Genomic DNA, 23779 nt, shown 5'->3' on the forward strand with positions numbered 1-23779 from the left:
TGGTGGGGTGCACCGGTTTCTCCTGACCCCGCGGTGGTGGGGGATCAACGTCTTCGTCGCGCTCGGCGTTCCCTTCTGCCTGTTCATGGGGACCTGGCAGCTCGGCCGGTTCGAGGACCGCGTCGCCACCCACCAGGAGGCGACCGCCGGGCAGCCCGCCGGCCAGGCGCCCGTACCGCTGGAATCGCTGCTTCCGGTGGACAAGAAGACCTCCGGGCGGCTCGCTTCGGCCTCCGGTGAGTACGCCGAGCAGCTGCTCGTCCCGGATCGGCGGCTCGACGGCAAGACCGGCTTCTACGTATTGACCCTGCTCAGGACCGACTCCGGCAAGGCCGTCCCGGTGGTCCGGGGCTGGCTGCCGGGCACCGCGGACGCGGGCCGGGCGCCGGCGGCGCCGACCGGGCGCGTCGAGGTGGCGGGCGCGCTGCAGTCCTCCGAGAACTCCAGCACCAAGGGCGTGAACGCGGAGGGCGGCCTGCCGGCCGGGCAGCTCGGCGTGATCGGCGCGGCCTCGCTGGTCAACCTGGTGCCGTACGAGCTGTACGACGCGTGGCTGACCGTGCAGACCCCCTCGGACGGGCTGGTTCCGGTGCCCGCGGAGGCGCCGAGCAACACCGGACTCGACCTCAAGGCCTTCCAGAACCTCGGCTACACCGGCGAGTGGTTCGTCTTCGCCGCCTTCGTGCTCTTCATGTGGTTCCGCCTCTACCGCCGCGAGGTGGAGACCCTGCGCGACGCGGAAGCCGGCCTGGCGGTGCCGTAGCCGGCCTGGCCGTGCCGTAAGCCGGGCAGCGCCTGCCCTGAGGGCTACGGCGCCGCCGGGGTCTGCGCCGGGACCACTCCCGTGCGGTAGACCGTGCCCCCGCACACGTCGGGGATCGTCGTCTGCGTCGTGGTCGCCCCGGGCAGCGGGGTACTGGGCGTGTGGGACACCGTCACCCCCGTACCGGCCGGAGCCGGCGGCGTCGTGCCGCCCGTCCCGCCGGTCGTACCCGAGCCCGAGCCGCCGTCCGCACCCGTGGCGCCCGAGCTGTCGGCGTCCACCGGGGCGTTCGCCACGCCGCCCTGCGGCTGCGTGCCGCCCGGCTTCGGGGTCGTCGCCGAGCAGGCCTGCTCCGGCGGCACGTACGCGAAGCGGACCTCGTACGCCGCGTTCGGCGCGAGCAGCATCAGCGGCTCCTCCTTCGACGGGTCGGGCAGCAGCCCGCTCGCCGGATCCCCCGCGCTGTGGCCGGCGACGGCCACGGCGGTACCGCCCTGGCCGGGCGCGGGCCCGCTCGCGGGGGCCGCGGTCACGGTGTCCGGGCCGAGGACGGTACAGCCGCGCGGCGAGACGTTGGTGACCTTGAAACTCCCGTAGACCTTGCCGTCCGCCTCCGGGGCGCGCGCACTCGCCGACACCCCGAGCTGCTCGGCACTGCACCCGGGCACGCCCGGAGCCGCCGGCGGGGGCAGCATCCCGCTGCCGGAGCCGACGACGCTGCCGCCGCTGGGGAGGCCCGAGGGGCCGGCGCCCGTCGCCGCGTCGGAGGCGCCGCTGGGCACGGGCGAGGGTCCGCCCCCGACCCCGCCCGCGCCGCCGTAGTTCCGGCCGGAGCGCTCGGTGGGCCGCGGGTGGGTGCCGGAGCCGTTCTGGTGCGGGTCGGAGGAGCCGTCCTTGCCGCCCTGGTGCTCGCCGTGGCCGGCCATGGCCGAGCGGTCGGCGCTCCCGCCCTGCGCGGCGCCCATGTGCAGGGCCGCCGGGATCGCGGTCCCGGCCAGCAGCACCGCCGCGGCCGCGCTCACGATGGCCTGGCGCCGTCGGGTACGGCGCACGGGGACGGCGTAGCGCAGCCGGTCCAGCGCGCCCTCGGAGGGTTCGAGTCCCTCGACGGCCCCGCGCAGCAGGCTCCGCAGTGCCTCTTCCTCGCCCGGCTTGTGGTCCTCGTTCATGACTGCGCAGCCTCCATCGCCACCCGCAGCGCGGCAATGCCCCGCGATCCGTACGCCTTCACCGAGCCGAGCGAGAGCCCGAGCGTCTCGGCCACCTGGGCCTCCGTCATGTCCGCGAAATAGCGCAGCACCAGTACCTCGCGCTGGCGCCGCTGGAGTCCGCGCATCGACTTGATGAGATCGTCCCGCTCCAACTGGTCGTACGCGCCCTCCTCCGCGCTCGCCATGTCCGGCATCGGTTTCGGCAGCAGCTTGAGGCCGAGGATGCGGCGGCGCAGGGCGGAACGCGAGAGGTTGACGACCGTCTGGCGCAGGTACGCCAGGGTCTTGTCCCGGTCACGGACCCGGTTGCGGGCGGAGTGCACGCGGATGAAGGCCTCCTGGACCACGTCCTCGCAGGAGGCGGTGTCGTCGAGGAGCAGCGCGGCGAGCCCGAGGAGCGAGCGGTAGTGCGCCTGGTACGTCTCGGTGAGGTGGTCGACGGTGGTCCCCGCCACCAGATCGGCCGCCGACTCGGCCGCCGCAGCCGTGGCGGCCGCCGGGATGCTCGCGTGGTCGTCCGCGCCGTCGCGGGGCGAGGGCACGCGGCCGCGGATCGGCACCGCGGGCGCCAGCGCCGAGGGCGCGGTGGGGGCTGGAGCTGTCGGCCGGGACGGCGGGACGGGAACGATCACCGGGAACCCGCCGGACAGCCGGGAGCCCCGGCGCGACGGAAATACCCCGGTGCGCACCGGTATGACCGCGAAGTCCAGCAATGCCTCTGCCACGCCAGTTGGACACGCGTCCCCCCGTCAGGGTTGTACGCGCGCGGCGGACTGCTCCGCGATATCCCCAATGCCCTCATGCGTAGCCGCTCTTCCCGGTTGCCCCGTGTTTCGAGGCGGCAGTCGGGCCATCACCTTGATCCAGGGATCAGTGACGATCCTACAAAGTGAACTACGCAAACTCACCCGCGACCAGTTCCGCGACCCGGGTCGCGTTCAGCGCGGCACCCTGGCGCAGATTGTCCGCGCAGACGAAGAACTCCAGGCCGCACGGATCGTCGAGCGAGGCCCGCACCCGCCCCACCCAGGCCGGATCCGTGCCCGCCGCGTCCGACGGGGTCGGGAACTCCCCCGCCGCCGGGTCGTCCACCAGGACCACCCCGGGCGCGGCGTCCAGGATCTCCCGCGCGTGCGCGGCGTCGACCTCGGCCCCGAAACGGGCCCGAACGCTCAGCGAGTGCCCCGTCAGCACCGGTACCTGTACGCAGGTCACCGCCACCGGGAGCCGGTCGAGCTGCAGGATCCGCCGGGTCTGCGCCCGTACGGCCAGCTCGTGCGAGGACCAGCCGCCCTCGCGCAACTCACCGGACCACGGTACGACGTTCAGCGCGAGCGGCCCCGCGAAGGGACCGGTGTCCTCGCCGACGGCACGGCGTACGTCCCCGGGCTGCTCCCCCAGGTCGGTCCCCGCCACCAGCGACAACTGGCGGCGCAGCGCCTCCGAGCCGGCCCGGCCCGCGGCGCTCGCGGCCTGGTACGTGGAGACGGCCAGGTCGGCCAGCCCGTACTCGGCGTGCAGCGCGCCCAGGGCGGCGATCATCGCGCCCGTCACGCAGTCCGGAGCGGCGACGATCCCGCGCGGCAGCGTCCGTACGGCGTGCCCGTTCACCTCGGGCACCACCAGCGGCACCTCGGGGTCCTCGCGGAACGCCGCGGACTGGTCCACGACGACGGCGCCGCGCGCGGTGACGGCGGGAGCCCACCGGGCCGAGACCTCGGCCGGGGTGAGGAAGAGCACGACGTCGCCCGCGCCGAAGCCGTCGAAGGCGTCCTCGGTGAGGGCGAGCACCTCGCTCTCGACGCCGCGGACGGACAGCGTCCGGCCGGCCGAGCGCGCGGAGGCGATCAGGCGTACGTCACCCCAGACGTCCGCCCGCTGGGACAGGAGCCGGAGCACGACGGAGCCGACTGCTCCGGTCGCCCCGACCACGGCGAGCGCCGGGCCGGGGGACCGGGTCGCGGTCATCGTCCGCTGCCGCCGTAGACGACTGCTTCGTCGCTGTCGGAGTCGAGGCCGAAGGCCGTGTGCACGGCACGGACGGCCTCGTTGACGTCGTCCTGGCGGGTGACCACCGAGATGCGGATCTCCGAGGTGGAGATCAGCTCGATGTTCACGCCCGCGTCGGACATCGCCTGGAAGAAGGCGGCGGTGACGCCCGGGTTCGTCTTCATGCCCGCGCCGACCAGGGAGATCTTGCCGATCTGGTCGTCGTAGCGCAGGGACTCGAAGCCGATCCTGCCCTTCGCCTTCTCCAGCGCGTCGATGGCCTTGTGGCCCTCGGTCTTGGGGAGGGTGAAGGAGATGTCCGTCAGGCCCGTGGAGGCGGCGGACACGTTCTGCACGATCATGTCGATGTTGATCTCGGCGTCGGCGACGGCGCGGAAGATCGCCGCGGCCTCACCCGGCTTGTCCGGGACGCCGACGACCGTGATCTTGGCTTCGGAGACGTCGTGAGCGACTCCGGAGATGATGGCGTGCTCCACCTGCTCGTCCCCTTGCGGATTCTCGTTGCTGACCCAGGTGCCCGGAAGTCCCGAGAAGGACGAACGGACGTGGATCGGGATGTTGTAGCGGCGTGCGTACTCGACGCAGCGGTGCAGCAGCACCTTGGAACCGGAGGCCGCGAGCTCCAGCATGTCCTCGGAGGAGATCCAGTCGATCTTCTTGGCCTTCTTCACGACGCGGGGGTCCGCGGTGAAGACGCCGTCGACGTCGGTGTAGATCTCGCAGACCTCGGCGTCCAGCGCCGCGGCGAGCGCGACGGCGGTCGTGTCCGAGCCGCCGCGACCGAGGGTGGTGATGTCCTTGCTGTCCGCGGACACGCCCTGGAAGCCGGCGACGATGGCGATGTTGCCGCCGTCCAGCGCGGTGCGGATACGGCCCGGCGTGACATCGATGATGCGCGCTTTGTTGTGGACCGAGTCGGTGATGACGCCCGCCTGGCTACCGGTGAACGACTGGGCCTCGTGGCCCAGGTTTTTGATCGCCATGGCCAGCAGCGCCATGGAGATCCGCTCTCCGGCGGTCAGCAGCATGTCGAATTCGCGCCCGGCAGGCATCGGCGACACCTGCTCGGCGAGATCGATCAGCTCGTCCGTCGTGTCGCCCATCGCGGAAACCACGACGACCACCTGGTGGCCGTTCTTCTTGGCATCCACGATCCGCTTGGCGACGCGCTTGATGCCCTCGGCATCGGCTACGGAGGAGCCTCCGTACTTCTGCACGACAAGGCCCACGTGCGCTCCTCGCTCGGTCCGTCTCATTGCTGGTGCAGTCTAACGAGCGACCGCGATCCGGCCGCTCCGTGCCACATCATGAGACGAACAGATCAAAGAACAGGTTCCCTGACCAGGCGGTCTGCGGCGACCGGGGCGGCCGACAGGGCGAATCCCACGGCGGATCTCACGGTTTCCCGAGGCGGCCGAGCTCCTCCGCCATCACCCGTCCGGCCTGCTCCGCGAGCTCCTCCTCGGCCAGGTCCTCATCGGTGTCGAGGCCGTCGAGCTCCTCCAGCGGCTGGTTCATCCGCACGTGCGCGACGAGCGACTGCAGGGCGCGCAGCGTCGCCGAGGCCGTCGGACCCCAGTTGGTGAAGTACGAGAACTGCCACCACCACAGCGCCTCGGTGACCCGGCCCGCCTGGTAGTGGATGAGGCCGTGGCGCAGGTCGGCCACCACGTCGGCGAGGTCGTCGGAGATCCGGTGCGCGACCGGGGCCTTGCGCGGCTCGTAGGGGTCGAAGACCTCGGAGTAGACGTCGACCGGCTCCAGCATCAGCGCGAAGCGCTCGCGAAGATCGTCCACGTCCGGTTCGGGGCCGAGGTCGGGCTCGTAGCGCTCGTCCGGGAGGACGTCCTGGTACGCGCCCAGCCGGCCGCCCGCCAGCAGCAGCTGGGACACCTCCAGGAGGAGGAAGGGCACCGCGCTGTCCGGGTCCTCGCCCTTGGCCACCTCGGTGACCGCGACGATGAAGGACTCGATCTGGTCCGCGATCTGGACGGCGAAGTCGTCCGGGTCCTGGCCCAGGGCGTGCAGCGTTGCGTCAGACATCGAGAAGTCGCCTTCCTTCAAAGGCCCGCCCGAGCGTGACCTCGTCCGCGTACTCCAGATCTCCCCCGACGGGGAGCCCGCTGGCCAGGCGGGTGACCTTCAGGCCCATGGGCTTGATCATGCGAGCGAGGTACGTGGCGGTCGCCTCGCCCTCCAGGTTCGGGTCGGTGGCGAGGATCAGCTCGGTCACCTCGCCGTCCGCGAGGCGCGCCAGCAGCTCGCGGATGCGCAGGTCGTCCGGGCCGACGCCCTCGATCGGGCTGATCGCGCCGCCCAGGACGTGGTACTTGCCCCGGAACTCGCGGGTCCGCTCGATCGCGACGACGTCCTTCGGCTCCTCGACGACACAGATGACCGTCGTGTCGCGCCGCTGGTCACGGCAGATGCCGCAGCGCTCCTCCTGCGCCACGTTCCCGCACACCGCGCAGAACCGGACCTTGTCCTTCACCTCAAGAAGCGCGTGCGCGAGGCGGCGGACGTCGGTGGGCTCTGCCTGCAGGATGTGGAAGGCGATCCGCTGCGCGCTCTTGGGCCCGACGCCGGGCAGCCTGCCCAGTTCGTCGATCAGGTCCTGGACCACGCCTTCGTACAACGGACTGCCTTCTTTCGCTTCGGTGGGAGGATGCCGCGGCCGCGGGGGCCGCCGGGGCTAGAAGGGGAGGCCGGGGATGCCGCTGCCGCCGCCCAGGCCCTGGGCCAGCGGGCCCAGCTTCTGCTGCTGGAGCGCCTGGGCATTCTCGCTGGCCGCCTGGACCGCCGCGACCACCAGGTCGGCGAGCGTCTCGGTGTCCTCGGGGTCCACGGCCTTCGGGTCGATCACCAGGGCGCGCAGCTCACCGGAGCCGGTGACGGTCGCCTTGACCAGGCCACCGCCCGCCTGGCCCTCGACCTCCGCCAGGGCCAGCTCCTCCTGGGCCGCGGCGAGGTCCTGCTGCATCTTCTGGGCCTGCTGGAGCAGCTGCTGCATGTTGGGCTGGCCACCACCGGGAATCACAGGTCACTCACTCCGTAGCTCGGTCCAAGCCCGGGACGGCTTGGTCAATCCGAGCCTACGTGCTCCCCGCGCGCCGCGCCCTACGCCGTGAGGACCAACTCTTTCGAGTGAGAGACCAGGCATGCGCGTACCTGATGGAGACCTCCTTGCGGGCGGAAATCCGGGGATTCGTTGCCCATGGCCCGCCATTCGAAGGTAGGAAGAGCATGCGCATCATTGCGCACACGCGCACCACCACACGTCAGCGCAGGCAGAGGGAGTGCCGGGTGAGTCAGCCGGAGATGCAGCCCGAGGGGCCACCCCGGGATCCCGCAGAGGACGGCGACCTGACCGGCCGGCCGTTCCCTCTCGGGGACTGGGGCGAGCCCGCCGAGCGGCTCGACGAGCTCTACCGCCGGGTCGAGGCCGACGCCCTGCGCACCGCCGAGTGGTACCTGTCCGACCGGGCGTGGAAGCGCCGGGGCGCCCGGCTGCTGCGCGCCGGGGCGGCGGCCGGGGCCGTCGCGGGCGCCGCGATGCCGCTGCTGGAGCTGACGGGCTCGGCCCCGGGCGCGGCCTCGTACGGCTATCTCTCGCTCCTCCTGGCGGCCGCCTGCATGGCCTGCGACCGGTTCTTCGGGCTGACCTCGGGCTGGATGCGGGACGTGGCCACGGCGCAGGCCGTGCAGCGCCGACTCCAGGCACTCCAGTTCGACTGGGCCTCGGAGAACGTACGGGAGATCCTGGGCCCGACCGAGGGCACGGCGAGCGAGGCGGCGGAGCGCTGCCTGACGGTGCTGCGCCGGTTCTCGGAGGACATCACCGAGCTGGTGCGCTCGGAGACGGCGGACTGGATGGTGGAGTTCCGCGCCGGGCCCGCACCGCTGGTGATGCAGTCCCTGGGCGGCTCCCCGGCCCGCCAGGACGCCGGCATCCCCCCGGCCCGCTTCCCGCTCCCCCCGGGCACCCGCCCCAACATGCCGCGCCAGCGCCCGCCGGAACAGCCGAGGTAGCCGTCCGGCGGGCGGGAGCATCAGGTTCCGGGTCCGGGGGATCCCGTCAGCTGAAGATGATCATCGAGCCCTGGCCGAGGCTCCGGGTCGCCGCCGCGTGCAGTCCCAGCCATACGTGCCGCTCCCGCGCGAAGGGGCTGTCGTCGTACGGGATCGGCCCCGCGGGCTCCTCCAGCGACGTCGGCCGCCCCGGCGGAGCGGGCGCCGCCGGCGGGTTCCCCGGGTCTATCCCGATCGCGGGCGCCACGAACGTCAGCTCCCGCAGCAGCCCCTGCGCGGACCCCAGCGGCCCGCCCCCGGCCAGCAGCTCCTCGTTGGCCAGCGGAGCCGCGAAGTCCACCGGGACGTACGCCCCCGCGTGGTCGTAGTGCCACACCAGGTGCGACTGCTGGGCCGTCGGCTCGAACATCTCCAGCAGCTGCTCGTAGTCCCCGCCCAGCTCGTCCACCGGCGTCACCGGCAGCCCGCAGATCTGCAGCAGGTAAGCCCGCCGCAGGAAGTGCAGGGCGTCGTAGTCGAAGCCGGCGACCGGGGCGACGTCGCCGCTCAGGCCCGGCATGTACGCGAACACCGGCACGGACGGGAGTCCGGCCTCGCCCAGCGCTTTGTCGTACGAGGCGATCTCTTCCGCGAACGGGTTGTCGGGGCTGTGGCACAGCACGTCGACAAGGGGGACCAGCCACAGGTCACAGGCCACTCGGCCTCCGATCAGTCGTTTGCCGCCGATCGGGCCAGAGTAGTGCGCCGGACACCCTCCGCGAAGGGGTGCGCAGAACCCCGCCGGACCGGGAGGTCCGACGGGGTTCATGGAAGTGCGTACTGGGGCGGCTGTGGCTACTGGGGAGCGACCCGCCACACCAGGGAGTCGGCGACCTTCTCCGGCTCCTGACCGAGCAGCTCGGTGATCGTGGTCCGCAGCTCCTTGGCGTGCTTCTGGCTCTCGGGGAGGACCAGCGCGCCCGCGTTCCAGAAGGCGAGGTCCTTGCGGGCCTCCTCCTGCATCTGCGAGGTGACCACCGGCGACGGGGCGCCCCAGCGGATGTCGCTCAGCAGGCTGGACAGCATCCGCGGCTTGGCGCCGTAGATGCCGACCTTGTCCGGGCCGTCGGGGCCGTTGAAGTAGCCGCCGGCCAGCTTGAAGCCGAAGCCGGTGCTGCTCTGCCAGTGGAGCGGGTTGCCCGTCATCGGGTCCGGCAGCGGTACCGGTACGAGGGACTGGCCGTCCTTGACGTAGTCCTTGTACAGGCCCTGCGTGATGAAGGTCGGCACGGGCTCGCGGGCCTTGACCACCAGCGGCAGCGGCAGGATCGGGATGAGCGCGGCACCCACGGCCATGTAGCCGAGGACGCGGTGCTCACGGGCGCTGAAGCCGATGAACCGGTCGAGCGCCAGGGCGATCAGCAGGCCGAAGGCGGGCGCGCAGACCATCGCCACACGGCTCTCGATGACCGACTCCAGCAGCGGCGCGTGGCGCAGGAGCGCCCACGGGCCGGGGACGGTGATGCCGAGGGTCTCGATCTTCACCGAGGGGCCGAGGGACAGCACTGCGGCGACCACGGCGGTGATGCCCAGCGCGCGGACCACGGTCCGGCGCCACATCCACACGGTGATCGCGGCGGCCAGGGCCAGCAGCGCCCAGCCGTAGAAGGCGTTCTGCTCGGTGGTGTTCATCGAGAGCTTGCCGGCGTTGTCCGCGTCACCGAAGAGCGAGCGGGCCGAGTACTCGGTCAGGGCGCGGAGCGGGTTGCCCGCCCCGTTCTCGCCGTGCAGCACCGAGTGGTAGCTCTGCGGGCCGAAGAACTGCCAGTACAGCGGGAAGGCCACCAGCGGCACGGAGACGGCCGCGGCGATGGCCAGGCCCTTGCCCAGCGGCTTGATGGCCTTGCGGGCCGTCTCGCGGTCGTAGAAGGCGTACGCGAGGGCGAAGATCAGCATGCCCATGGCGGAGAGCAGGAACGGCTCCTCGCCCAGGAGGACCTGGTACGCGGAGAACAGGCCCAGCAGCACACCGTCGCGGACGACCCTCTTGCCCTCGCACAGGCGCAGCGCCCGGTCGATGATCACCGGGATCATGAAGAGCACGACGAAGTTCGGGTGCGCGTTGGCGTGCGAGATCATCGGCGGCGCGAAGGCGGCGAGCGCACCACCCACGGCGGCGGCCCAGCGGCTCTCGGTCAGCCGGCGGTGGATCAGCCAGTACCAGGCCCAGGCGGTCCCGGCGATGCCGAGGGTGAAGACCAGCGCCAGGGTGACGGTCGGGCCGAAGAGCAGCGTGATCGGAGTCAGCGGCACGGACAGCCCGAGCATCACCGTGTTGCCCATCAGATTCACGCCGTCTGGCATGTTCTGGAAGTCGGTGAAGAGCGGATTGCGCAGGTGGGAGACGTTGTCGGCGGTGACGCCGAAGAACCACTCCCACTGGTTCTGGTCCTGGAGCGAGTGCGCCAGGATCTTCCCGTCGAGGTCGCTCCACAGCCCCTTGTAGAGGAAGAGCGAGCCCAGCAGGTAGAGCGCGGCGACGGCGATGCCGCCCGCGTTCAGGCGCATCAGCTCGCCGAGCGTGCGCAGGTAGTCGAGGAGCTGGACCTTCGAGCCGTCCTGGTGTGCCCAGCGCACCGGAACCTCGGCCACGGGCCACCCCTTGCGCCGGAAGTACTGGAGGATCTCCACGTCGATGGCCCAGCCGTCGAGCTTGGAGGCACCGAAGGCGGTGCGTGCCTGGTCGCCGTCGAACAGCTTGAAGCCGCACTGCGTGTCGCGGATCCCCGGGACGGCGACCAGGCGGATGACCCGGTTGCCGACCCAGCCGAGGACCTCGCGCAGCATGCTCTGCTGGCGCTCGATGGCGGAGTCGCGGTGTGCGCGGGAGCCGATGGCGGCGTCGAGGTTCTCGTCGCCGGCCAGGGACTGCTCCAGCTTGTCGAGCTCCTCGATGGGAGTCGCCAGGTCGGCGTCCATGATCAGGACGCGCCGACCGAGGGAGCCCACGACACCGAGGCGCAGGGCGTTGCCCTTGCCGCGGTTCTGCTCGGACTGGATCAGCCGGATCCTGGAGTCTTCGTCGGCCGCCTTCAGCGCGATGGCGGCGGTCCCGTCCGGGGAGCCGTCGTCGACGACGACGATCTCCCAGTCGGCGGAGCCGGTGCCGACGTGCTCGTCGAGGTACTCCCGTACGACGTCAAGGGTCGGAGCGAGCCGCTCCTCCTCCTTGTAGGCCGGGATGACCACGGACAGGCCGACGGACCCGGGCGAGGGGTCGGCGGACTTGCCCCTGGCGGAGACCGCGGGGGCAGTGAGTATGCCGTTCTTGGTTTTCAACCCGTTCAAGCCGTTCGTCTCGTCGTCCCGCGGCCGGTCTCGGTGGAGACCGAACGCCCGCCTACAGAGCGGCAGCCCAGTCCAAGCCGTGCTGATTGTAGGCGTGCACCAAGCGGCGCACCTCCTCGGCGTCCGCGAGTGTGATCGCGTCCACGAGCTCGCCGTGCCCGTCCCACAACGCGGCGCGCATCTGCTGCGGCGCACGCTGCAGGTGGGGTACGGCGAAAACCCAGCACTGCACCCGGATCCGGTGCAGGAACTCGGTGATGTACGAGTTTCCGACCAGCCCGCTCAGTTCCCGCCAGAAGCGCAAGTCGTAACCGATCAGCACTTCGAGCGAGCCGTTCTGCGCGGCCCGCCGCGCCTCCTCTGCACGCCGACGCACCGACACCAGCCGCTCGCCATAGCTTGCGGAGGTGCCACGCTCGACGAGCCGACGGAAGATCCCGTCCACTATAAGCGTCCGAGCCTCGATCATTCCCCGGAAATCGTCAACGGAAAAGACACGGACCCGGAAGCCCCGGTGCTGGACCGAGTCCAGCAGCCCCTGCGCCGAGAGGTCCACCAGGGCCTCACGGACGGGCGTGGCGGAGACTTCGTACTGCTCAGCGATCTGTTTGACCGTGAACTCGGTGCCCGGCGGGAGGCGTCCGGCAAGCACTTCGTCACGCAGCGCATCCGCGATCTGCTGCCGAAGTGTGTTGCGCGTGACAGCGCCGCTGCCTGGCATAGGGGTCCGTCTCCTCCGTAGATCTTCGGACACCATAGGCCAGACAGCGAGGCTGAAACCGAACGATTTGTGGCCGGTATGCGGATTTAGCAATCGTTATACGGACGCTATGCGGCCGAAGTGTGACGGTCCGCGACCGTCAGCGCCTCGTCGAGAAGGGCCAGACCCTCCTTGACCTCGGCCTCCGTGATGGTGCACGGGGGCACGACGTGCGTGCGGTTCATGTTCACGAAGGGCCACAGACCGGACTTCTTGCACGCCGCGGCGAACTCGGCCATGGGCGTGTTGGCGGCCCCGGCCGCGTTGTAGGGCACGAGCGGCTCGCGCGTCTCCTTGTCCCGTACGAGCTCCAGGGCCCAGAAGACGCCCAGGCCGCGGACCTCGCCGACCGAGGGGTGGCGCTCCGCGAGCTCGGCCAGGGCCGGGCCGATCACGTTCTCGCCGAGGTGGGCGGCGTGCTCGACCACACCCTCCTCCTCCATGGCGTTGATCGTCGCCACGGCGGCGGCACAGGCCAGCGGGTGCCCGGAATACGTCAGTCCGCCCGGGTACGGGCGTGTGGCGAAGGTCTCGGCGATCTCGGCGGAGATCGCGACGCCGCCGAGGGGGACGTAGCCGCTGTTGACGCCCTTGGCGAAGGTGATCAGGTCGGGGGTGACGCCCCAGTGGTCGGCGGCGAACCACTTCCCGGTCCGGCCGAAGCCCGACATGACCTCGTCGAGGATGAAGACGATGCCGTGGCGGTCGCAGAGCTCGCGCACCCCGGCGAGGTAGCCGGCGGGCGGGGTCATGATCCCGGCCGTGCCGGGCACCGACTCCAGGATGATCGCCGCGATCGTCTGCGGCCCCTCGAAGGCGATGGTGTCGGCGAGGTGGGCGAGGGCGCGTGCGCACTCCTGCGCCTCGGTGGTCGCGTGGAAGGCCGAGCGGTAGAGGTAGGGGCCCCAGAAGTGCACGACTCCGGCGGCCGCCGTGTCGGAGGGCCAGCGGCGCGGGTCGCCGGTGAGGTTGATCGCGGCGGCGGTGGCGCCGTGGTAGGAGCGGTAGGTGGAGAGCACCTTGGCGCGGCCCGTGTGCAGACGGGCCATGCGGACGGCGTTCTCCACGGCCTCGGCGCCGCCGTTGGTGAAGAAGATCTTGTCGAGGTCGCCCGGGGTGCGCTCGGCGATGAGGCGTGCGGCCTCGGAGCGCGGTTCCACGGCGAACCCGGGGGCCAGGGTGCAGAGCTTCGCGGCCTGCTCCTGGATGGCGGCGACGACCTTGGGGTGCTGGTGGCCGATGTTGGTGTTCACCAGCTGGGAGGAGAAGTCGAGGAAGCGGTTGCCGTCGTGGTCCCAGAAGTACGAACCCTCGGCCCCGGCGACGGCGAGCGGGTCGATCAGGGCCTGAGCGGACCAGGAGTGGAAGACGTGAGCGCGGTCGGCGGCCTTGACGGCGGCACCGGAGGTGACGTGAGGGGTCATGCGGCCACGCTAGAAGTGCGCAGGTGGGGAGGGACATCGGCGGACTGTATGGGGGTGGGGGGCGGGTCTCGGCAGTCTGTCTGCGCGGCGGGTGCGGTGGGGGTCTCGTTCGGGTGATTGACAGCATCCTGTCGAGATGACAGTCTCTTGTCATCAGAGAACGCAGTGATGCACGGACAGTGGAGGCGAGCCCCATGACCGGAACATCGAACGAGACGCCGAGCGCGACGGCGGACGCGACGGCGAAGGCCACGGCGGAGACCGGGGCGACCGCCCCGCGGCGGCAGGTCCACCTGGCGGTCTACGACACCTACGCGGACTGGGAGACGGGCCACACCACCGCGCACCTCACCCAGCGCGGCCACCGGGTCCGCACCGTGAGCGCCTCCGGCCCCGGCCGGCCGGTGACCACCATGGGCGGCGTCCGCGTCGAGCCCGACATGGCCCTCGCCGACCTGCGCCCCGAGGACTCCGAGCTGCTGATCCTCACAGGCGCGAGCCTGTGGGACACGAGCGACGAACTGGCACCCTTCGCGGCCAAGGCCGCGGAGTTCCTGGCGGCCGGCGTCCCGGTCGCGGCGATCTGCGGAGCCACGGCCGGCCTCGCCCGGGCCGGCGTACTGGACGGCCGTACGCACACCAGCGCGGCCCCCTTCTACCTGGCCGGGCAGCCGGGCTACGCGGGCGCCGAGCGGTACGTCGAGGCCGACGCGGTCACGGACGGCGACCTGATCACGGCGGGCCCGACCGAACCCGTGGCGTTCGCCCGCGAGGTCTTCGCGCGGCTCTCGGTGTACAAGCCGGAGGTGCTCGACGCCTGGTACCGGCTGTTCCACGACTCGGACGCGAGCGCGTACCCCGTCCTCATGGCCGCGGCGGAGTCCGGCGATGCCTGACCTCCCCGTACGCGCCCGGCAGGACCTGCTGAGCCGCACCGCGCTCGGGGTGTTCCGGCTGAACGGCCAGTTCCTCGCCGTCTCGGAGGAGCTGGCCCGGCCCGCCGGGCTGACCGCGGCCTGGTGGCAGGTGCTCGGAGCCGTGCTCCGGGAGCCGCTGCCCGTCGCCGGCATCGCCCGGGCCATGGGCATCACCCGGCAGAGCGTGCAGCGGATCGCGGACCTGCTCGCCGCCAAGGGCCTGGCCGAGTACGTACCGAACCCGGCTCACCGGCGCGCGAAGCTGCTGCGCCCGACGGAGGCCGGCCGCGCCGCCATCGCCCGTATCAACCCGGGACACGCGGACCTGGCCGAACGCCTCGCGGAGGAACTCGGAGAGGAGGGCTTCGCCGAGACCGTGCGCGTCCTGGAGCGCCTGGCCGCGGCCTTGGACGTACTGGCGGAACAGCAGTCGTGAGGACGCTCTGCAACCGGTCGAGTTCCTCCGCGATGGCGGCGCGCAACGCGTCGTGGCGCGGGCCGAGTTCGTACTCCGGGCTCCTCCAGTACTCCTCCTCGTACAGCCAGACGGGCATCCGGACGAGGTCGGCGGGCTCCCGGCCATAGCGGGGCCAGACGTGGGCGTGGAGGTACGGGTCGGTGTTGCCCAGGATCTCTGTGTTCACGCGGCGGAAAGCCGGATCGAAGCGGCGGCAGGCCAGTTCGACGGCCTCGGCGAGCCGCTCCATATCGCCCAGGTGCGCGGCCCTGCGCGCCCGGGGCCGGTCCGAGAGGCGCGTCACGGCGGGGTCGTCGGTCCCAGGAGGACCGCGTGGCCGCTCCGCGCGCCGGCGGGCTCCAAGCACGGGCGGGCTCCAAGCACGGGCGGGCTCCACGCACCGACGGGGTCGTCATGGCTCCCAAGTACCCCTTGTCATACCTGAGAGCCAGCTCAGAAGGCGGCTCCGCAGCGGGACGCCGATGACGGGGTCCGATTCCTAATTTCGAAACCAGAGAGAACGCGGGTGGCCACAACGGCCCCCGCAGCCGCCTGTGTATCGAGCAAAGGAATCGGGGAGCCATGACCGCCCGCCCCACCGCCCGTCCCAACGGCCGCCGCCCCGGCGGCCGTCTGCGCCGCACCCTGCTGGCCGGGCTCGTCGCCGCGGCCGTCGTGCTCCCCGTCTCCGCCGCCGCCTCCCCCAACGTCCCCGCCCCCGACCCCGTGGCCTTCGACGCCCGGACGGGCCTCCTCGCCCGGTACTCGGCCAACCGCGCCAACCTCGCCGAGGCCGCCCTCATGGCGCAGGACGCCGGCCGCGACGCCCGGGCCCGCAAGCTGCGCGCGATGGAGGCCGACGACAGCGCCCGGTTCCTCGCCTTCGACGGGCGCGGCAAGGGCCGCGTCACCGCGGTGTTCGGCGATCTGGAGACCGCCGACCGGGTCGCCGTCCTGGTGCCCGGTTCGGACACCACCCTGGACACCTACGAACGCTTCCGCGCCGGGGCCGTCGCCCTTCAGGAGCGCCTCCGGGCCGAGCACCCCCGCTCCGCCGTGGTCGCCTGGCTGGGGTACGACACCCCCGGCACGGTCAGCACGACCGTCCTGGCCGCCGCCCGGGCGGAGGAGGCCGCGGCCGAACTGGGGCCCTTCCTCGAACGGTTGCCGCGGATGGCCGCTCCGGGAGCCCGGCTCTCGCTGCTGTGCCACTCCTACGGTTCCGTGGTCTGCGCCCGGACCCCGACCGGCCCCGAGGTCACCGATGTGGCCCTGTTCGGCAGCCCGGGTACGGGGGCCGACTCCGCCGCGGACCTGCCGACCGGCGCCCGCATATGGGCCGGGCGCGGCAGCGGCGACTGGATCGGAAACGTCCCGCACGTACGGCTCGCCGGGCTCGGCTTCGGCGCCGACCCCGTGGACCCCGCCTTCGGCGCCCGGGCCTTCGCGGCCGGTTCCGCCGGCCACAGCGACTACCTCAAGCCCGGCACCGAGTCCCTCGGCAGCCTGGCCCGGATCGTGCTCGGTCCCCCGGCGGCCCCCGCCGCAGCTGCCGCGCCCACCGCCCTGGAGGCCTCCCGTGTCTGAGCCCCTGCGCCGCGCCCGAGCCCGCTGGTCCGTACTCGCGGACCGCATCGACTCCGGCACCCCGGCCGACCGGGACCGCTCCGTGGACGCGCTGCGCGCCTTCGCGATCCTCGGGGTGGTGCTGGGCCACTGGCTGGTCACCGCGCTCACCACCACCAACGGCGGCCTGAGCACCACCAGCCCGCTCGCCCACATGAGCGCACTGGCCCCGGTCTCCTGGCTGTTCCAGACCCTGGCCGTCTTCTTCCTGGTCGGCGGCCACGTCGGCGCCCAGAGCCACGCCTCGGCCCGGGCGCGCGGAGTCCCGTACGGCGCCTGGGTCGGCCGGCGGCTGGGCCGGCTGTTCCGGCCGGTCGCCGCGGTGCTGGTCCTGTGGGCCGTGGCGGCGGGCGGACTGCTGCTCGGCGGAGCGGAGTTGGACACCGTCCGGACCCTGCTCAAGCTGGTGCTCTCCCCGCTGTGGTTCCTGCTCGTCTTCGCTGCGCTCACCGCCGCGACCCCGCTCGTGGCCCGGCTCAGCCTGGTGTGGCCGCTGGCCGTCGTGGCCGGCGTCGATGTCTGGCGGTTCGGCTTCGGCGGGCCCGAGTGGACCGGCTGGGTCAATGTGGCCGCCGGCTGGCTCGTCCCCTACACCCTCGGCGCCGCATGGTCCCGCGGGGCGTTCGCCCGGCGCACCCCGGCCGCGCTCCTGCTGGGCGGTGGCGTGCTGGCCACTGCCGCGCTGATCCTCTGGGGCGGGTATCCGGCGTCCATGGTCGGCGTCCCCGGAGCCGCGATCTCGAACCTGAATCCGCCGACCCTCGCCGCCGTCGCCTTCGGCCTGGCGCAGTGCGGCCTGGCCCTGCTGCTCCGGGAGCCGCTGGCCCGTGCGATGCGCCGACCGCGGGCCTGGGCGAAGGTGGCCCTGGTGAACCTGTCCGCCATGACGATCTTCCTCTGGCACCAGACCGCCATGATGGCCGTCACCGCGCTCGGGCTGCTGGTCTCCACCGACCTGCCGGGGCTGCACACCGTGCCCGGCTCCGCGGGGTGGATAGCCGCCCGGCTGCTGTGGCTGCCCGTGTTCGCGGCAGCGCTGGCGATCTGCTGGGCCGCGTTCCGCACGTACGAACAGGGCACCCGCCCCCGGCCCCCGCGGACCCCGCGGACGGCCCGGACCACCGCGACACCCGGCAGCCCCCGTCTGCGGACCGGCCGCCTGAAGGAGGCCGGGCATGCCTAGGCTGATCCGTGTGACCAAGCAGCGCGCACCCCTGGCCGAAGCCCCGCCCTCAGCCGCCGTCCAGGGCGGGGGCCAGTGGCGGGAGTTGGTCGGGGCGCTGTTCACCCTGCGGGCGGACCCGCTGCCCCGGATGTCGCGGCCGCGCTGGCTGGCATGGCTGCCGCATGCGGTCGTCTGCTACGCGGCGGTCTTCATGGGGTTCCTCATCTCGGAGCAGATGCGCGACCACTACCACGTCGGCGGCGGCCTCGTGGACCTCGCCGCCGCCCTGACGGGTGTGTCCATCCTGTTGGCGATGTTCCGCCCGATCCCCGCCTGGTGGCTCGGCCTGCTGACGGCCAGCCTCATCTCGTGGACGATCCACGACCATGTGGGCCATGGGCAGATGTGGCCCTGGCTGCCCGGCGGGTTGTTCGCGTTCGCGCCGCTGGTGCTGCTCGTCGCGCTGCGGGTGCCGCCCCGGGTGACGGTCGCGGTCGTCGGCGTCTCGATCGCCTGGACCGCCCTGGCCGAGGGCTTCTTCAGTCCGCCCCAGAACCAGAGCAGCGTCGTCGGTGCCGGTCTCCTCTTCGGCTTCGTGGGCCTCCTCGGGTACGCGCTGCGCGCCCTGCGGCTGGCCCGGGGCGAGCTCGTCGAGCAGGGAGCCCTCACCGAGGAGGAGCGCGCCCGGCGCACCCTGCTGGAGGAGCGCAGCCGCATCGCCCGCGAGCTCCACGACGTCGTCGCGCACCACATGTCGGTGATCTCCATCCAGGCACAGGTCGCCCCGCACCTGGTGGACAACCCCTCCGAGGAACTCAAGGAGAACCTGGCCGGAATCCGGGAGAACGCGCTGGAGGCCCTGACCGAACTGCGCCGCGTCCTGGGCGTGCTGCGCTCCGAGGACCCGGACGATCCCGCCAACCCGCACCATCCGCAGCCGACCCTGGCCGAGTTGGACGGCCTCGTGGACAACGTCCGGGGCGCCGGGCTGGATGTCACCACCGAGATCGCGGGCATCCGGCGGCCGCTGACCCCGGGCGTCGAGCTCACCGCGTACCGGATCGTGCAGGAGGCCCTGAGCAACTGCCTGCGCCACGCCCCCGGCTCCCGCGTGGAGGTCGGCATCGCCTACGGGCCCCGCGAGTTGCACCTGTGCGTCGCCAACAGCGCGCCGACCCGGCCGGCCCCACCGTCGCACGGGGCGGGACACGGGCTGCTCGGGATGCGGGAGCGGGCAGGCATGCTGGGGGGTGAGCTGGCGGCCGGCCCGCGTCCCGACGGCGGGTACGAGGTGAGCGCCGTGCTCCCCATGGGGGCGGCTCCCGCCGCCGACACAAGGAAGAAGGACGCATGAGTGCCCCGACCGACAGCGCCGGTCCGATCAAGGTGATGATCGCCGACGATCAGATGATGGTCCGGCAGGGCTTCACCGTGCTCCTCAACACCCAGCCCGACATCGAGGTGATCGGCCAGGCCGTGGACGGCGCCGAGGCGGTGGCGAAGGTCGCCGAGCTCGTCCCCGACGTGGTCCTGATGGACATCCGGATGCCGGGGATGGGCGGCATCGAGGCCACCTCGGTCATCACCTCCGTCCCGGGCTCGGCCGTGAAGGTGCTGGTACTCACCACCTTCGACCTCGACGAGTACGTGTACGAGGCGCTGCGCGCGGGCGCCTCCGGCTTCCTGCTCAAGGACGCGTCGGCCGACCAGCTCGCCGAGGCGGTGCGCGTGGTGGCGGCCGGGGAGGCCCTGCTCTCGCCGAACATCACGAAGCGGCTGATCACCGAGTTCTCCCGGATGGGCGCCCCGCGGGCGCCCACGCGGGCCCGGATCGACGAGCTGACCGAGCGGGAGACCGAGGTCCTGTCCCTGATCGCCCAGGGCCTGTCCAATGCGGAGATCGCCGGACACCTGGTGCTGGCCGAGCAGACGGTGAAGACCCACGTCGGCCGGATCCTGGTGAAACTGGGCCTGCGGGACCGCACCCAGGCGGCGGTGTTCGCGTACGAGAGCGGCCTGATCCGCCCGACGGGCTACTGAAAGGACCCCGGGTAGTACTTGAGGGGGACCCCGGGAAATCCCCTTCAGCGGCGACGCGGGTGACAGAGGGGCGCACGTACCGTCTAGTACATGAGCGAGACCACCACCGGGGGAGCCTCCCGGACACCGGAGATCAAAATGGCGACGGGCCTGCTGCGGTCCCTGCGCCAGGACCTCTTCACCGACGCCTTCGCCTACCGGCCGCTGGCGCTGGCGGGGGCCGATGACCCCGTCGTCCGCCTGCTCCCCAAGGGCATACGCCACCGCGCCCTGTGGCGTCGCCATGCGGCGGTGGCGGTGTTGGCCTTCTTCATCATGTTCTTCGCGGCCACCACGCATGAGGGGTACGTCACCGACTCCTCCCGGTTCGCCGTCGGGCTGATGTCGGCCGCTCCGGTGCTGATGACCCTGGTCCGCCCGATCGCCGCGTACTGGCTGGCCGTGGGTGTGACGCTGGTGGCGGCCGTGGTGAGCGGCCCTTGGTCGCAGACCTGGCCGTGGACTCCGGGCACCTTCGTCTCCTACATCGCGGTCATGGTTCTGGTGACCCTGCGGACCGGGCCCCGCGTCGCGGGGTGGATGTGGGCGATCACCGTGGCGTTCGGCCTGAGCACCTCGCTCGTGTTCGGTGACCGCTTCGGCGGCTCCGGCCAGCCCACCATGTTCGTCTTCTCCGCCTTCGCGCTGGCCATCGCCGCCAGCATCCAGATCCGCCGCCATGCGGCGGCGGAGGTGACCGCGCAGCAGGAGGTCACCGCCGTCGAGCGGGACCGGCGGACGCTGCTGGAGGAGCGGACCACGATCGCGCGCGAGCTGCACGATGTGGTGGCGCACCACATGTCGGTGGTGGCGATCCAGGCGGAGGCCGCGCCGTACCGGGTGAAGAACCCGCCGCCGGAGCTGGAGGCGGCCTTCGTCACCATCCGGGAGAACGCGGTGGCGGCTCTGACGGAGCTGCGGCGGGTGCTGGGTGTGGTGCGCTCCGCGGACTACGAGGCACCGGATGCCCCGCAGCCGACGCTGGCCTCGCTGGACGGGCTCCTGGCCAATGTGCGGGAGGCCGGGCTGAGCGTGGACAAGACGGTGACGGGCGCGGTGCGGGAGCTGCCGCAGGGCGTGGAGCTGTCGGCGTACCGGATCATCCAGGAGGCCCTGAGCAACACCCTGCGGCACGCGCCGGGCGCGGTGGCCGGGGTGGAGGTGTCGTACGTACTGGGCGGCCTGGGGATCCGCGTCGTCAATGGGGCGGCCACCGGGGATGTGCGGCCCTCGCCGGGGGCGGGGCACGGGATCACCGGGATGCGGGAGCGGGTGGCCATGCTGGAGGGCGAGATGACCGCCGGGCAGACGGCGACCGGCGGGTACGAGGTGGCGGTGTTCATACCGGTCAGCAGCCGTGCCCAGCCCGAGCCCGGGTCCGAGCCCGTGGAGGGCAAGGCATGACCATCAGGGTGCTGATCGTGGACGATCAGATGATGGTCCGTGAGGGCTTCTCCGTCCTGCTGAACGCGATGGAGGGCATCGAGGTCGTCGGCGAAGCGGTGGACGGCCGCGAAGCCATAGCGCAGGTCGCGGCGCTGAAACCGGACGTCGTGCTGATGGACATCCGGATGCCGGAGATGAACGGCCTGGAGGCGACGCGGGAGATCGTGGCCGCCGACACGGACGCGAAGGTGCTGGTCCTGACGACCTTCGACCTCGACGAGTACGTGTACCAGGCCCTGCGGGCCGGGGCCTCAGGCTTCCTCCTCAAGGACGCCTCGGCCCGCCAACTGGCCGACGGGGTGCGGGTGGTGGCAGCCGGGGAGGCGCTGTTGGCGCCTTCGGTGACGAAGCGTCTGATCTCGGAGTTCTCCAAGCTCGCCGAAGCCCCGAGGATCGTGAACCCGGGGAGCGTGGAGGAGTTGACGGAGCGGGAGACGGAGGTGCTGGTCCTGATCGCGCAGGGGCTGTCCAACGCGGAGATAGCGGACCGCCTGATCGTCGCCGAGTCCACCATCAAGACCCATGTGAGCCGGATCCTGGTCAAGCTGGGCCTGCGCGACCGTACCCAGGCGGCGGTATTCGCCTACGAGACCCGTCTCGTAACCCCGGCCTGACCGCCAGACACCCCCTAGGGTGCGGGGATGGGCTTTGATCCGTGGGATGCCGCGTTCGTCGCCGATCCGTACCCCGCCTACCGGGAGTTGAGGGAGCAGGGGCGGGCCCTGTGGTGCGAGGCCACCGGGCAGTGGCTGGTGCCGCACCATGCCGACGTGAGCGCACTGCTGCGGGACCGCCGGCTCGGGCGCACCTATCTGCACCGCTTCACGCACGAGGAGTTCGGGCAGCAGGCCCCGCCGGCCGAGCACGAGCCGTTCCACGTGCTCAACGGGACCGGCCTGCTGGACCTGGAGGACCCCGCGCACGCGCGGGTTCGGCGGCTGGTGGCCAAGGCCTTCACCCCGCGCACGGTCGAGCAGCTCGTCCCCGCCGTCGAGCGGCTGGCGCGGGAGCTGGTCGGGCGGCTGGTCTCCGACGGTGGCGGCGATCTGCTCACCGCCGTCGCCGAACCGCTGCCCGTCGCGGTGATCGCGGAGCTGCTCGGGGTGCCGGAGGCGGACCGGGGGCTGCTGCGGCCCTGGTCGGCGGACATCTGCGGGATGTACGAGCTGCGGCCCGACGAGGAGACGGCGCGCAAGGCCGTGCGGGCGAGCGTGGAGTTCAGCGACTACCTGCGCGGGCTGATCGCCGAACGGCGCAAGCGGCCCGGAGGCGATTTGATCTCCGGCATGATCGCCGCCCACGATGAGGGCGGCCGACTCAGCGAGCAGGAGATGGTCTCCACCTGCGTGCTGCTGCTCAACGCGGGACACGAGGCGACCGTCAACGCCACGGCCAACGGCTGGTGGGCGCTGTTCCGCCATCCGGCGCAGCTGGAGCTGCTGCGCACCTTCCGTGCGGATCCCGAAAAGTTGTCCACAGCTGTGGATGAACTTCTGCGCTACGACACACCTCTGCATATGTTCGAGCGCTGGGTGCTGGACGACATCCGGATCGGGGACACGGCCATCCCCCGCGGAGCCGAGGTCGCGCTGCTCTTCGGGTCCGCCAACCGGGACCCCGCGCGCTTCGCGGACCCCGACGCCCTGGACCTCGTACGGGCCGACAATCCGCATCTGAGCTTCGGGGCCGGGATCCACTACTGCCTGGGCGCGCCCCTCGCCCGGCAGGAGCTGGTCGCGTCCTTCGGGGCCCTGCTGGTCGACGGCGTCCCGCCGCTGCGGCTGGTCCGGGAGCCGCAGTGGCAGGGCGGATTCGTCATGCGCGGACTGCGGGAGCTGGCAGTGGAGTTCTAGCGCGGAGCCAGGAAGCCAAGTCTGGAAATATTGAGATGCGGGGCTATTGGTCTGGACATTAGGGTCTTCGACCGTGGAACCGCTCAGTGAAAAACAGATCCGCTCCTCCTTCGTGAACTGCACGAAGGGCGAGGCAGCGCGCCTGCGACTGCCCCTCGACTTCACCGAACTGCCCTGGGAGGACCTGGACTTCCTGGGTTGGGTCGACCCCGGCGCGCCACTCCGGGCGCACCTCGTGCTGCACCGGGAGGAGGGACCGCTGGGCATCTCCCTGCGCGTCCCCGCCATCGGCCGCACCAGCGCCATGAAGTCGAGCATGTGCCAGGTCTGCCTGACGGGCCACGCCTCTTCCGGGACCACCCTGCTCGTCGCCCCCTTGGCCGGCCCGCGCGGCCGCGAGGGGAACACGGTCGGCACGTACATCTGCGCGGACCTCGCCTGCTCCCTGTACCTGCGGGGCAAGCGGCAGCCGAAGCTGCGTACCGTGCGCTACGAGGAGTCCCTGACCCTCGACGAGCGCCTCGCGCGCATGGCGGGGAACCTGGACGCCTTCGTCGCGAAGGTCACCGCGTCATGAGCGCCGCCGAGTGGATCACCACCCCCGTCGACGCCGGCCTGCTGGGGGGGGGGGGGGGGGGGGGGGGGGGGGCGCGGGGGGGGGGGGGGGGGCGGGGGGGTGGGCGGGGGGGGGGGGGGGGGGAGGGGACGGAAG

Annotated in this window: 23 protein-coding genes and 1 pseudogene; 12 read left to right on the forward strand and 12 right to left on the reverse strand. The window is 72.0% G+C overall.

The window, feature by feature from the left end:
• Positions 1-7: 7 nt before the first annotated feature.
• The gene (locus tag ACZ7GJ_RS14865) at positions 8-763 is read left to right on the forward strand and encodes an SURF1 family protein (protein WP_470751825.1); all 756 of its coding nucleotides are present in this window, start codon (positions 8-10) and stop codon (positions 761-763) included.
• A 44-nt stretch (positions 764-807) separates the two neighbouring features.
• Here ACZ7GJ_RS14865 and ACZ7GJ_RS14870 read toward each other — a convergent pair whose 3' ends face one another.
• The 7 genes from ACZ7GJ_RS14870 to ACZ7GJ_RS14900 all read right to left on the reverse strand — a co-directional run bounded on the left by ACZ7GJ_RS14870 (position 808) and on the right by ACZ7GJ_RS14900 (position 7021).
• Positions 808-1932 (reverse strand): hypothetical protein, encoded by a 1125-nt coding sequence (locus ACZ7GJ_RS14870; RefSeq protein WP_470751827.1) that lies wholly within the window; start codon positions 1930-1932, stop codon positions 808-810.
• Positions 1929-2663 (reverse strand): SigE family RNA polymerase sigma factor, encoded by a 735-nt coding sequence (locus ACZ7GJ_RS14875; protein ID WP_470751879.1) that lies wholly within the window; start codon positions 2661-2663, stop codon positions 1929-1931. Before ACZ7GJ_RS14875 ends, ACZ7GJ_RS14870 begins: the two co-directional genes overlap by 4 nt.
• Before the next feature lie 205 nt (positions 2664-2868).
• Positions 2869-3942 (reverse strand): aspartate-semialdehyde dehydrogenase, encoded by a 1074-nt coding sequence (locus ACZ7GJ_RS14880; protein ID WP_470751828.1) that lies wholly within the window; start codon positions 3940-3942, stop codon positions 2869-2871.
• Positions 3939-5213, reverse strand: coding sequence for an aspartate kinase (locus ACZ7GJ_RS14885; RefSeq protein ID WP_365923570.1), 1275 nt, complete (start codon positions 5211-5213; stop codon positions 3939-3941). The genes ACZ7GJ_RS14880 and ACZ7GJ_RS14885 overlap by 4 nt, the downstream gene beginning before the upstream one ends.
• A gap of 166 nt (positions 5214-5379) precedes the next feature.
• Positions 5380-6027, reverse strand: coding sequence for a DUF5063 domain-containing protein (locus ACZ7GJ_RS14890; RefSeq protein WP_365923568.1), 648 nt, complete (start codon positions 6025-6027; stop codon positions 5380-5382).
• A complete protein-coding gene (recR, locus tag ACZ7GJ_RS14895) occupies positions 6020-6619 on the reverse strand; it encodes a recombination mediator RecR (RefSeq protein ID WP_470751829.1) in 600 nt (199 codons plus the stop codon). Before recR ends, ACZ7GJ_RS14890 begins: the two co-directional genes overlap by 8 nt.
• Before the next feature lie 57 nt (positions 6620-6676).
• Positions 6677-7021 carry a YbaB/EbfC family nucleoid-associated protein gene (locus tag ACZ7GJ_RS14900; RefSeq protein WP_470751830.1) on the reverse strand — a complete coding sequence of 115 codons (345 nt, stop codon included), beginning with the start codon at positions 7019-7021 and terminating at the stop codon, positions 6677-6679.
• 266 nt (positions 7022-7287) lie between these two features.
• On the opposite strand from ACZ7GJ_RS14900, the gene ACZ7GJ_RS14905 reads away from it, so the two are divergent.
• Positions 7288-8013, forward strand: coding sequence for an SLATT domain-containing protein (locus tag ACZ7GJ_RS14905; protein ID WP_470751832.1), 726 nt, complete (start codon positions 7288-7290; stop codon positions 8011-8013).
• A 46-nt stretch (positions 8014-8059) separates the two neighbouring features.
• Here ACZ7GJ_RS14905 and ACZ7GJ_RS14910 read toward each other — a convergent pair whose 3' ends face one another.
• The 4 genes from ACZ7GJ_RS14910 to ACZ7GJ_RS14925 form a co-directional block, all read right to left on the reverse strand.
• Positions 8060-8710, reverse strand: a complete 651-nt coding sequence (locus ACZ7GJ_RS14910) for a hypothetical protein (protein ID WP_470751834.1) — start codon at positions 8708-8710, stop codon at positions 8060-8062.
• A gap of 137 nt (positions 8711-8847) precedes the next feature.
• A complete protein-coding gene (locus ACZ7GJ_RS14915) occupies positions 8848-11331 on the reverse strand; it encodes a dolichyl-phosphate beta-glucosyltransferase (RefSeq protein WP_470751880.1) in 2484 nt (827 codons plus the stop codon).
• A 61-nt stretch (positions 11332-11392) separates the two neighbouring features.
• Positions 11393-12061 (reverse strand): GntR family transcriptional regulator, encoded by a 669-nt coding sequence (locus ACZ7GJ_RS14920; protein WP_365923560.1) that lies wholly within the window; start codon positions 12059-12061, stop codon positions 11393-11395.
• 107 nt (positions 12062-12168) lie between these two features.
• Entirely contained in the window at positions 12169-13524 is a 1356-nt protein-coding gene (locus tag ACZ7GJ_RS14925) for an aminotransferase class III-fold pyridoxal phosphate-dependent enzyme (RefSeq protein ID WP_470751835.1), read from the reverse strand.
• Positions 13525-13718: 194 nt separating this feature from the next.
• Between ACZ7GJ_RS14925 and ACZ7GJ_RS14930 the strand changes: the two genes are divergently transcribed.
• Both ACZ7GJ_RS14930 and ACZ7GJ_RS14935 read left to right on the forward strand, forming a co-directional pair.
• The gene (locus tag ACZ7GJ_RS14930) at positions 13719-14420 is read left to right on the forward strand and encodes a DJ-1/PfpI family protein (RefSeq protein WP_470751837.1); all 702 of its coding nucleotides are present in this window, start codon (positions 13719-13721) and stop codon (positions 14418-14420) included.
• Complete coding sequence (locus ACZ7GJ_RS14935; protein ID WP_470751839.1) at positions 14413-14877, forward strand: MarR family winged helix-turn-helix transcriptional regulator; 465 nt, start codon at positions 14413-14415, stop codon at positions 14875-14877. Before ACZ7GJ_RS14930 ends, ACZ7GJ_RS14935 begins: the two co-directional genes overlap by 8 nt.
• A gap of 4 nt (positions 14878-14881) precedes the next feature.
• Here the strand turns inward: ACZ7GJ_RS14935 and ACZ7GJ_RS14940 are convergent.
• Positions 14882-15265, reverse strand: a pseudogene (locus ACZ7GJ_RS14940) (hypothetical protein); the annotation flags it as partial.
• A 215-nt stretch (positions 15266-15480) separates the two neighbouring features.
• Here ACZ7GJ_RS14940 and ACZ7GJ_RS14945 point away from each other — a divergent pair.
• The 8 genes from ACZ7GJ_RS14945 (at position 15481) to ACZ7GJ_RS14980 (ending at position 23644) form a co-directional block, all read left to right on the forward strand.
• Entirely contained in the window at positions 15481-16485 is a 1005-nt protein-coding gene (locus ACZ7GJ_RS14945; RefSeq protein WP_470751840.1) for an alpha/beta hydrolase, read from the forward strand.
• Positions 16478-17707: an acyltransferase family protein gene (locus ACZ7GJ_RS14950; RefSeq protein ID WP_470751841.1), complete on the forward strand. Its 1230-nt coding sequence runs from the start codon at positions 16478-16480 to the stop codon at positions 17705-17707. The genes ACZ7GJ_RS14945 and ACZ7GJ_RS14950 overlap by 8 nt, the downstream gene beginning before the upstream one ends.
• Positions 17700-19043, forward strand: coding sequence for a sensor histidine kinase (locus tag ACZ7GJ_RS14955; protein WP_470751842.1), 1344 nt, complete (start codon positions 17700-17702; stop codon positions 19041-19043). The genes ACZ7GJ_RS14950 and ACZ7GJ_RS14955 overlap by 8 nt, the downstream gene beginning before the upstream one ends.
• The gene (locus tag ACZ7GJ_RS14960) at positions 19040-19729 is read left to right on the forward strand and encodes a response regulator (protein ID WP_470751843.1); all 690 of its coding nucleotides are present in this window, start codon (positions 19040-19042) and stop codon (positions 19727-19729) included. Before ACZ7GJ_RS14955 ends, ACZ7GJ_RS14960 begins: the two co-directional genes overlap by 4 nt.
• A gap of 90 nt (positions 19730-19819) precedes the next feature.
• Positions 19820-21172: a sensor histidine kinase gene (locus ACZ7GJ_RS14965; protein ID WP_470751845.1), complete on the forward strand. Its 1353-nt coding sequence runs from the start codon at positions 19820-19822 to the stop codon at positions 21170-21172.
• Positions 21169-21828 carry a response regulator gene (locus tag ACZ7GJ_RS14970; RefSeq protein ID WP_470751846.1) on the forward strand — a complete coding sequence of 220 codons (660 nt, stop codon included), beginning with the start codon at positions 21169-21171 and terminating at the stop codon, positions 21826-21828. Before ACZ7GJ_RS14965 ends, ACZ7GJ_RS14970 begins: the two co-directional genes overlap by 4 nt.
• A 27-nt stretch (positions 21829-21855) precedes the next feature.
• Complete coding sequence (locus ACZ7GJ_RS14975) at positions 21856-23067, forward strand: cytochrome P450 (RefSeq protein ID WP_470751847.1); 1212 nt, start codon at positions 21856-21858, stop codon at positions 23065-23067.
• 73 nt (positions 23068-23140) lie between these two features.
• Positions 23141-23644, forward strand: coding sequence for an FBP domain-containing protein (locus ACZ7GJ_RS14980; RefSeq protein WP_470751849.1), 504 nt, complete (start codon positions 23141-23143; stop codon positions 23642-23644).
• Positions 23645-23779 lie beyond the last annotated feature (135 nt).

The sequence above is a fragment of the Streptomyces sp. NPDC037242 genome (assembly GCF_055604165.1).

Excerpts from the sequence above, each read along its gene's own strand:
- ACZ7GJ_RS14870 (WP_470751827.1), bottom strand. The coding sequence starts at position 1,932 with ATGAACGAGGACCACAAGCCGGGCGAGGAAGAGGCACTGCGGAGCCTG.
- ACZ7GJ_RS14880 (WP_470751828.1), bottom strand. The coding sequence starts at position 3,942 with ATGACCGCGACCCGGTCCCCCGGCCCGGCGCTCGCCGTGGTCGGGGCG.
- ACZ7GJ_RS14890 (WP_365923568.1), bottom strand. The coding sequence starts at position 6,027 with ATGTCTGACGCAACGCTGCACGCCCTGGGCCAGGACCCGGACGACTTC.
- ACZ7GJ_RS14920 (WP_365923560.1), bottom strand. The coding sequence starts at position 12,061 with ATGCCAGGCAGCGGCGCTGTCACGCGCAACACACTTCGGCAGCAGATC.
- ACZ7GJ_RS14925 (WP_470751835.1), bottom strand. The coding sequence starts at position 13,524 with ATGACCCCTCACGTCACCTCCGGTGCCGCCGTCAAGGCCGCCGACCGC.
- ACZ7GJ_RS14930 (WP_470751837.1), top strand. The coding sequence starts at position 13,719 with ATGACCGGAACATCGAACGAGACGCCGAGCGCGACGGCGGACGCGACG.
- ACZ7GJ_RS14935 (WP_470751839.1), top strand. The coding sequence starts at position 14,413 with ATGCCTGACCTCCCCGTACGCGCCCGGCAGGACCTGCTGAGCCGCACC.
- ACZ7GJ_RS14945 (WP_470751840.1), top strand. The coding sequence starts at position 15,481 with ATGACCGCCCGCCCCACCGCCCGTCCCAACGGCCGCCGCCCCGGCGGC.
- ACZ7GJ_RS14955 (WP_470751842.1), top strand. The coding sequence starts at position 17,700 with ATGCCTAGGCTGATCCGTGTGACCAAGCAGCGCGCACCCCTGGCCGAA.
- ACZ7GJ_RS14960 (WP_470751843.1), top strand. The coding sequence starts at position 19,040 with ATGAGTGCCCCGACCGACAGCGCCGGTCCGATCAAGGTGATGATCGCC.
- ACZ7GJ_RS14965 (WP_470751845.1), top strand. The coding sequence starts at position 19,820 with ATGAGCGAGACCACCACCGGGGGAGCCTCCCGGACACCGGAGATCAAA.
- ACZ7GJ_RS14970 (WP_470751846.1), top strand. The coding sequence starts at position 21,169 with ATGACCATCAGGGTGCTGATCGTGGACGATCAGATGATGGTCCGTGAG.
- ACZ7GJ_RS14975 (WP_470751847.1), top strand. The coding sequence starts at position 21,856 with ATGGGCTTTGATCCGTGGGATGCCGCGTTCGTCGCCGATCCGTACCCC.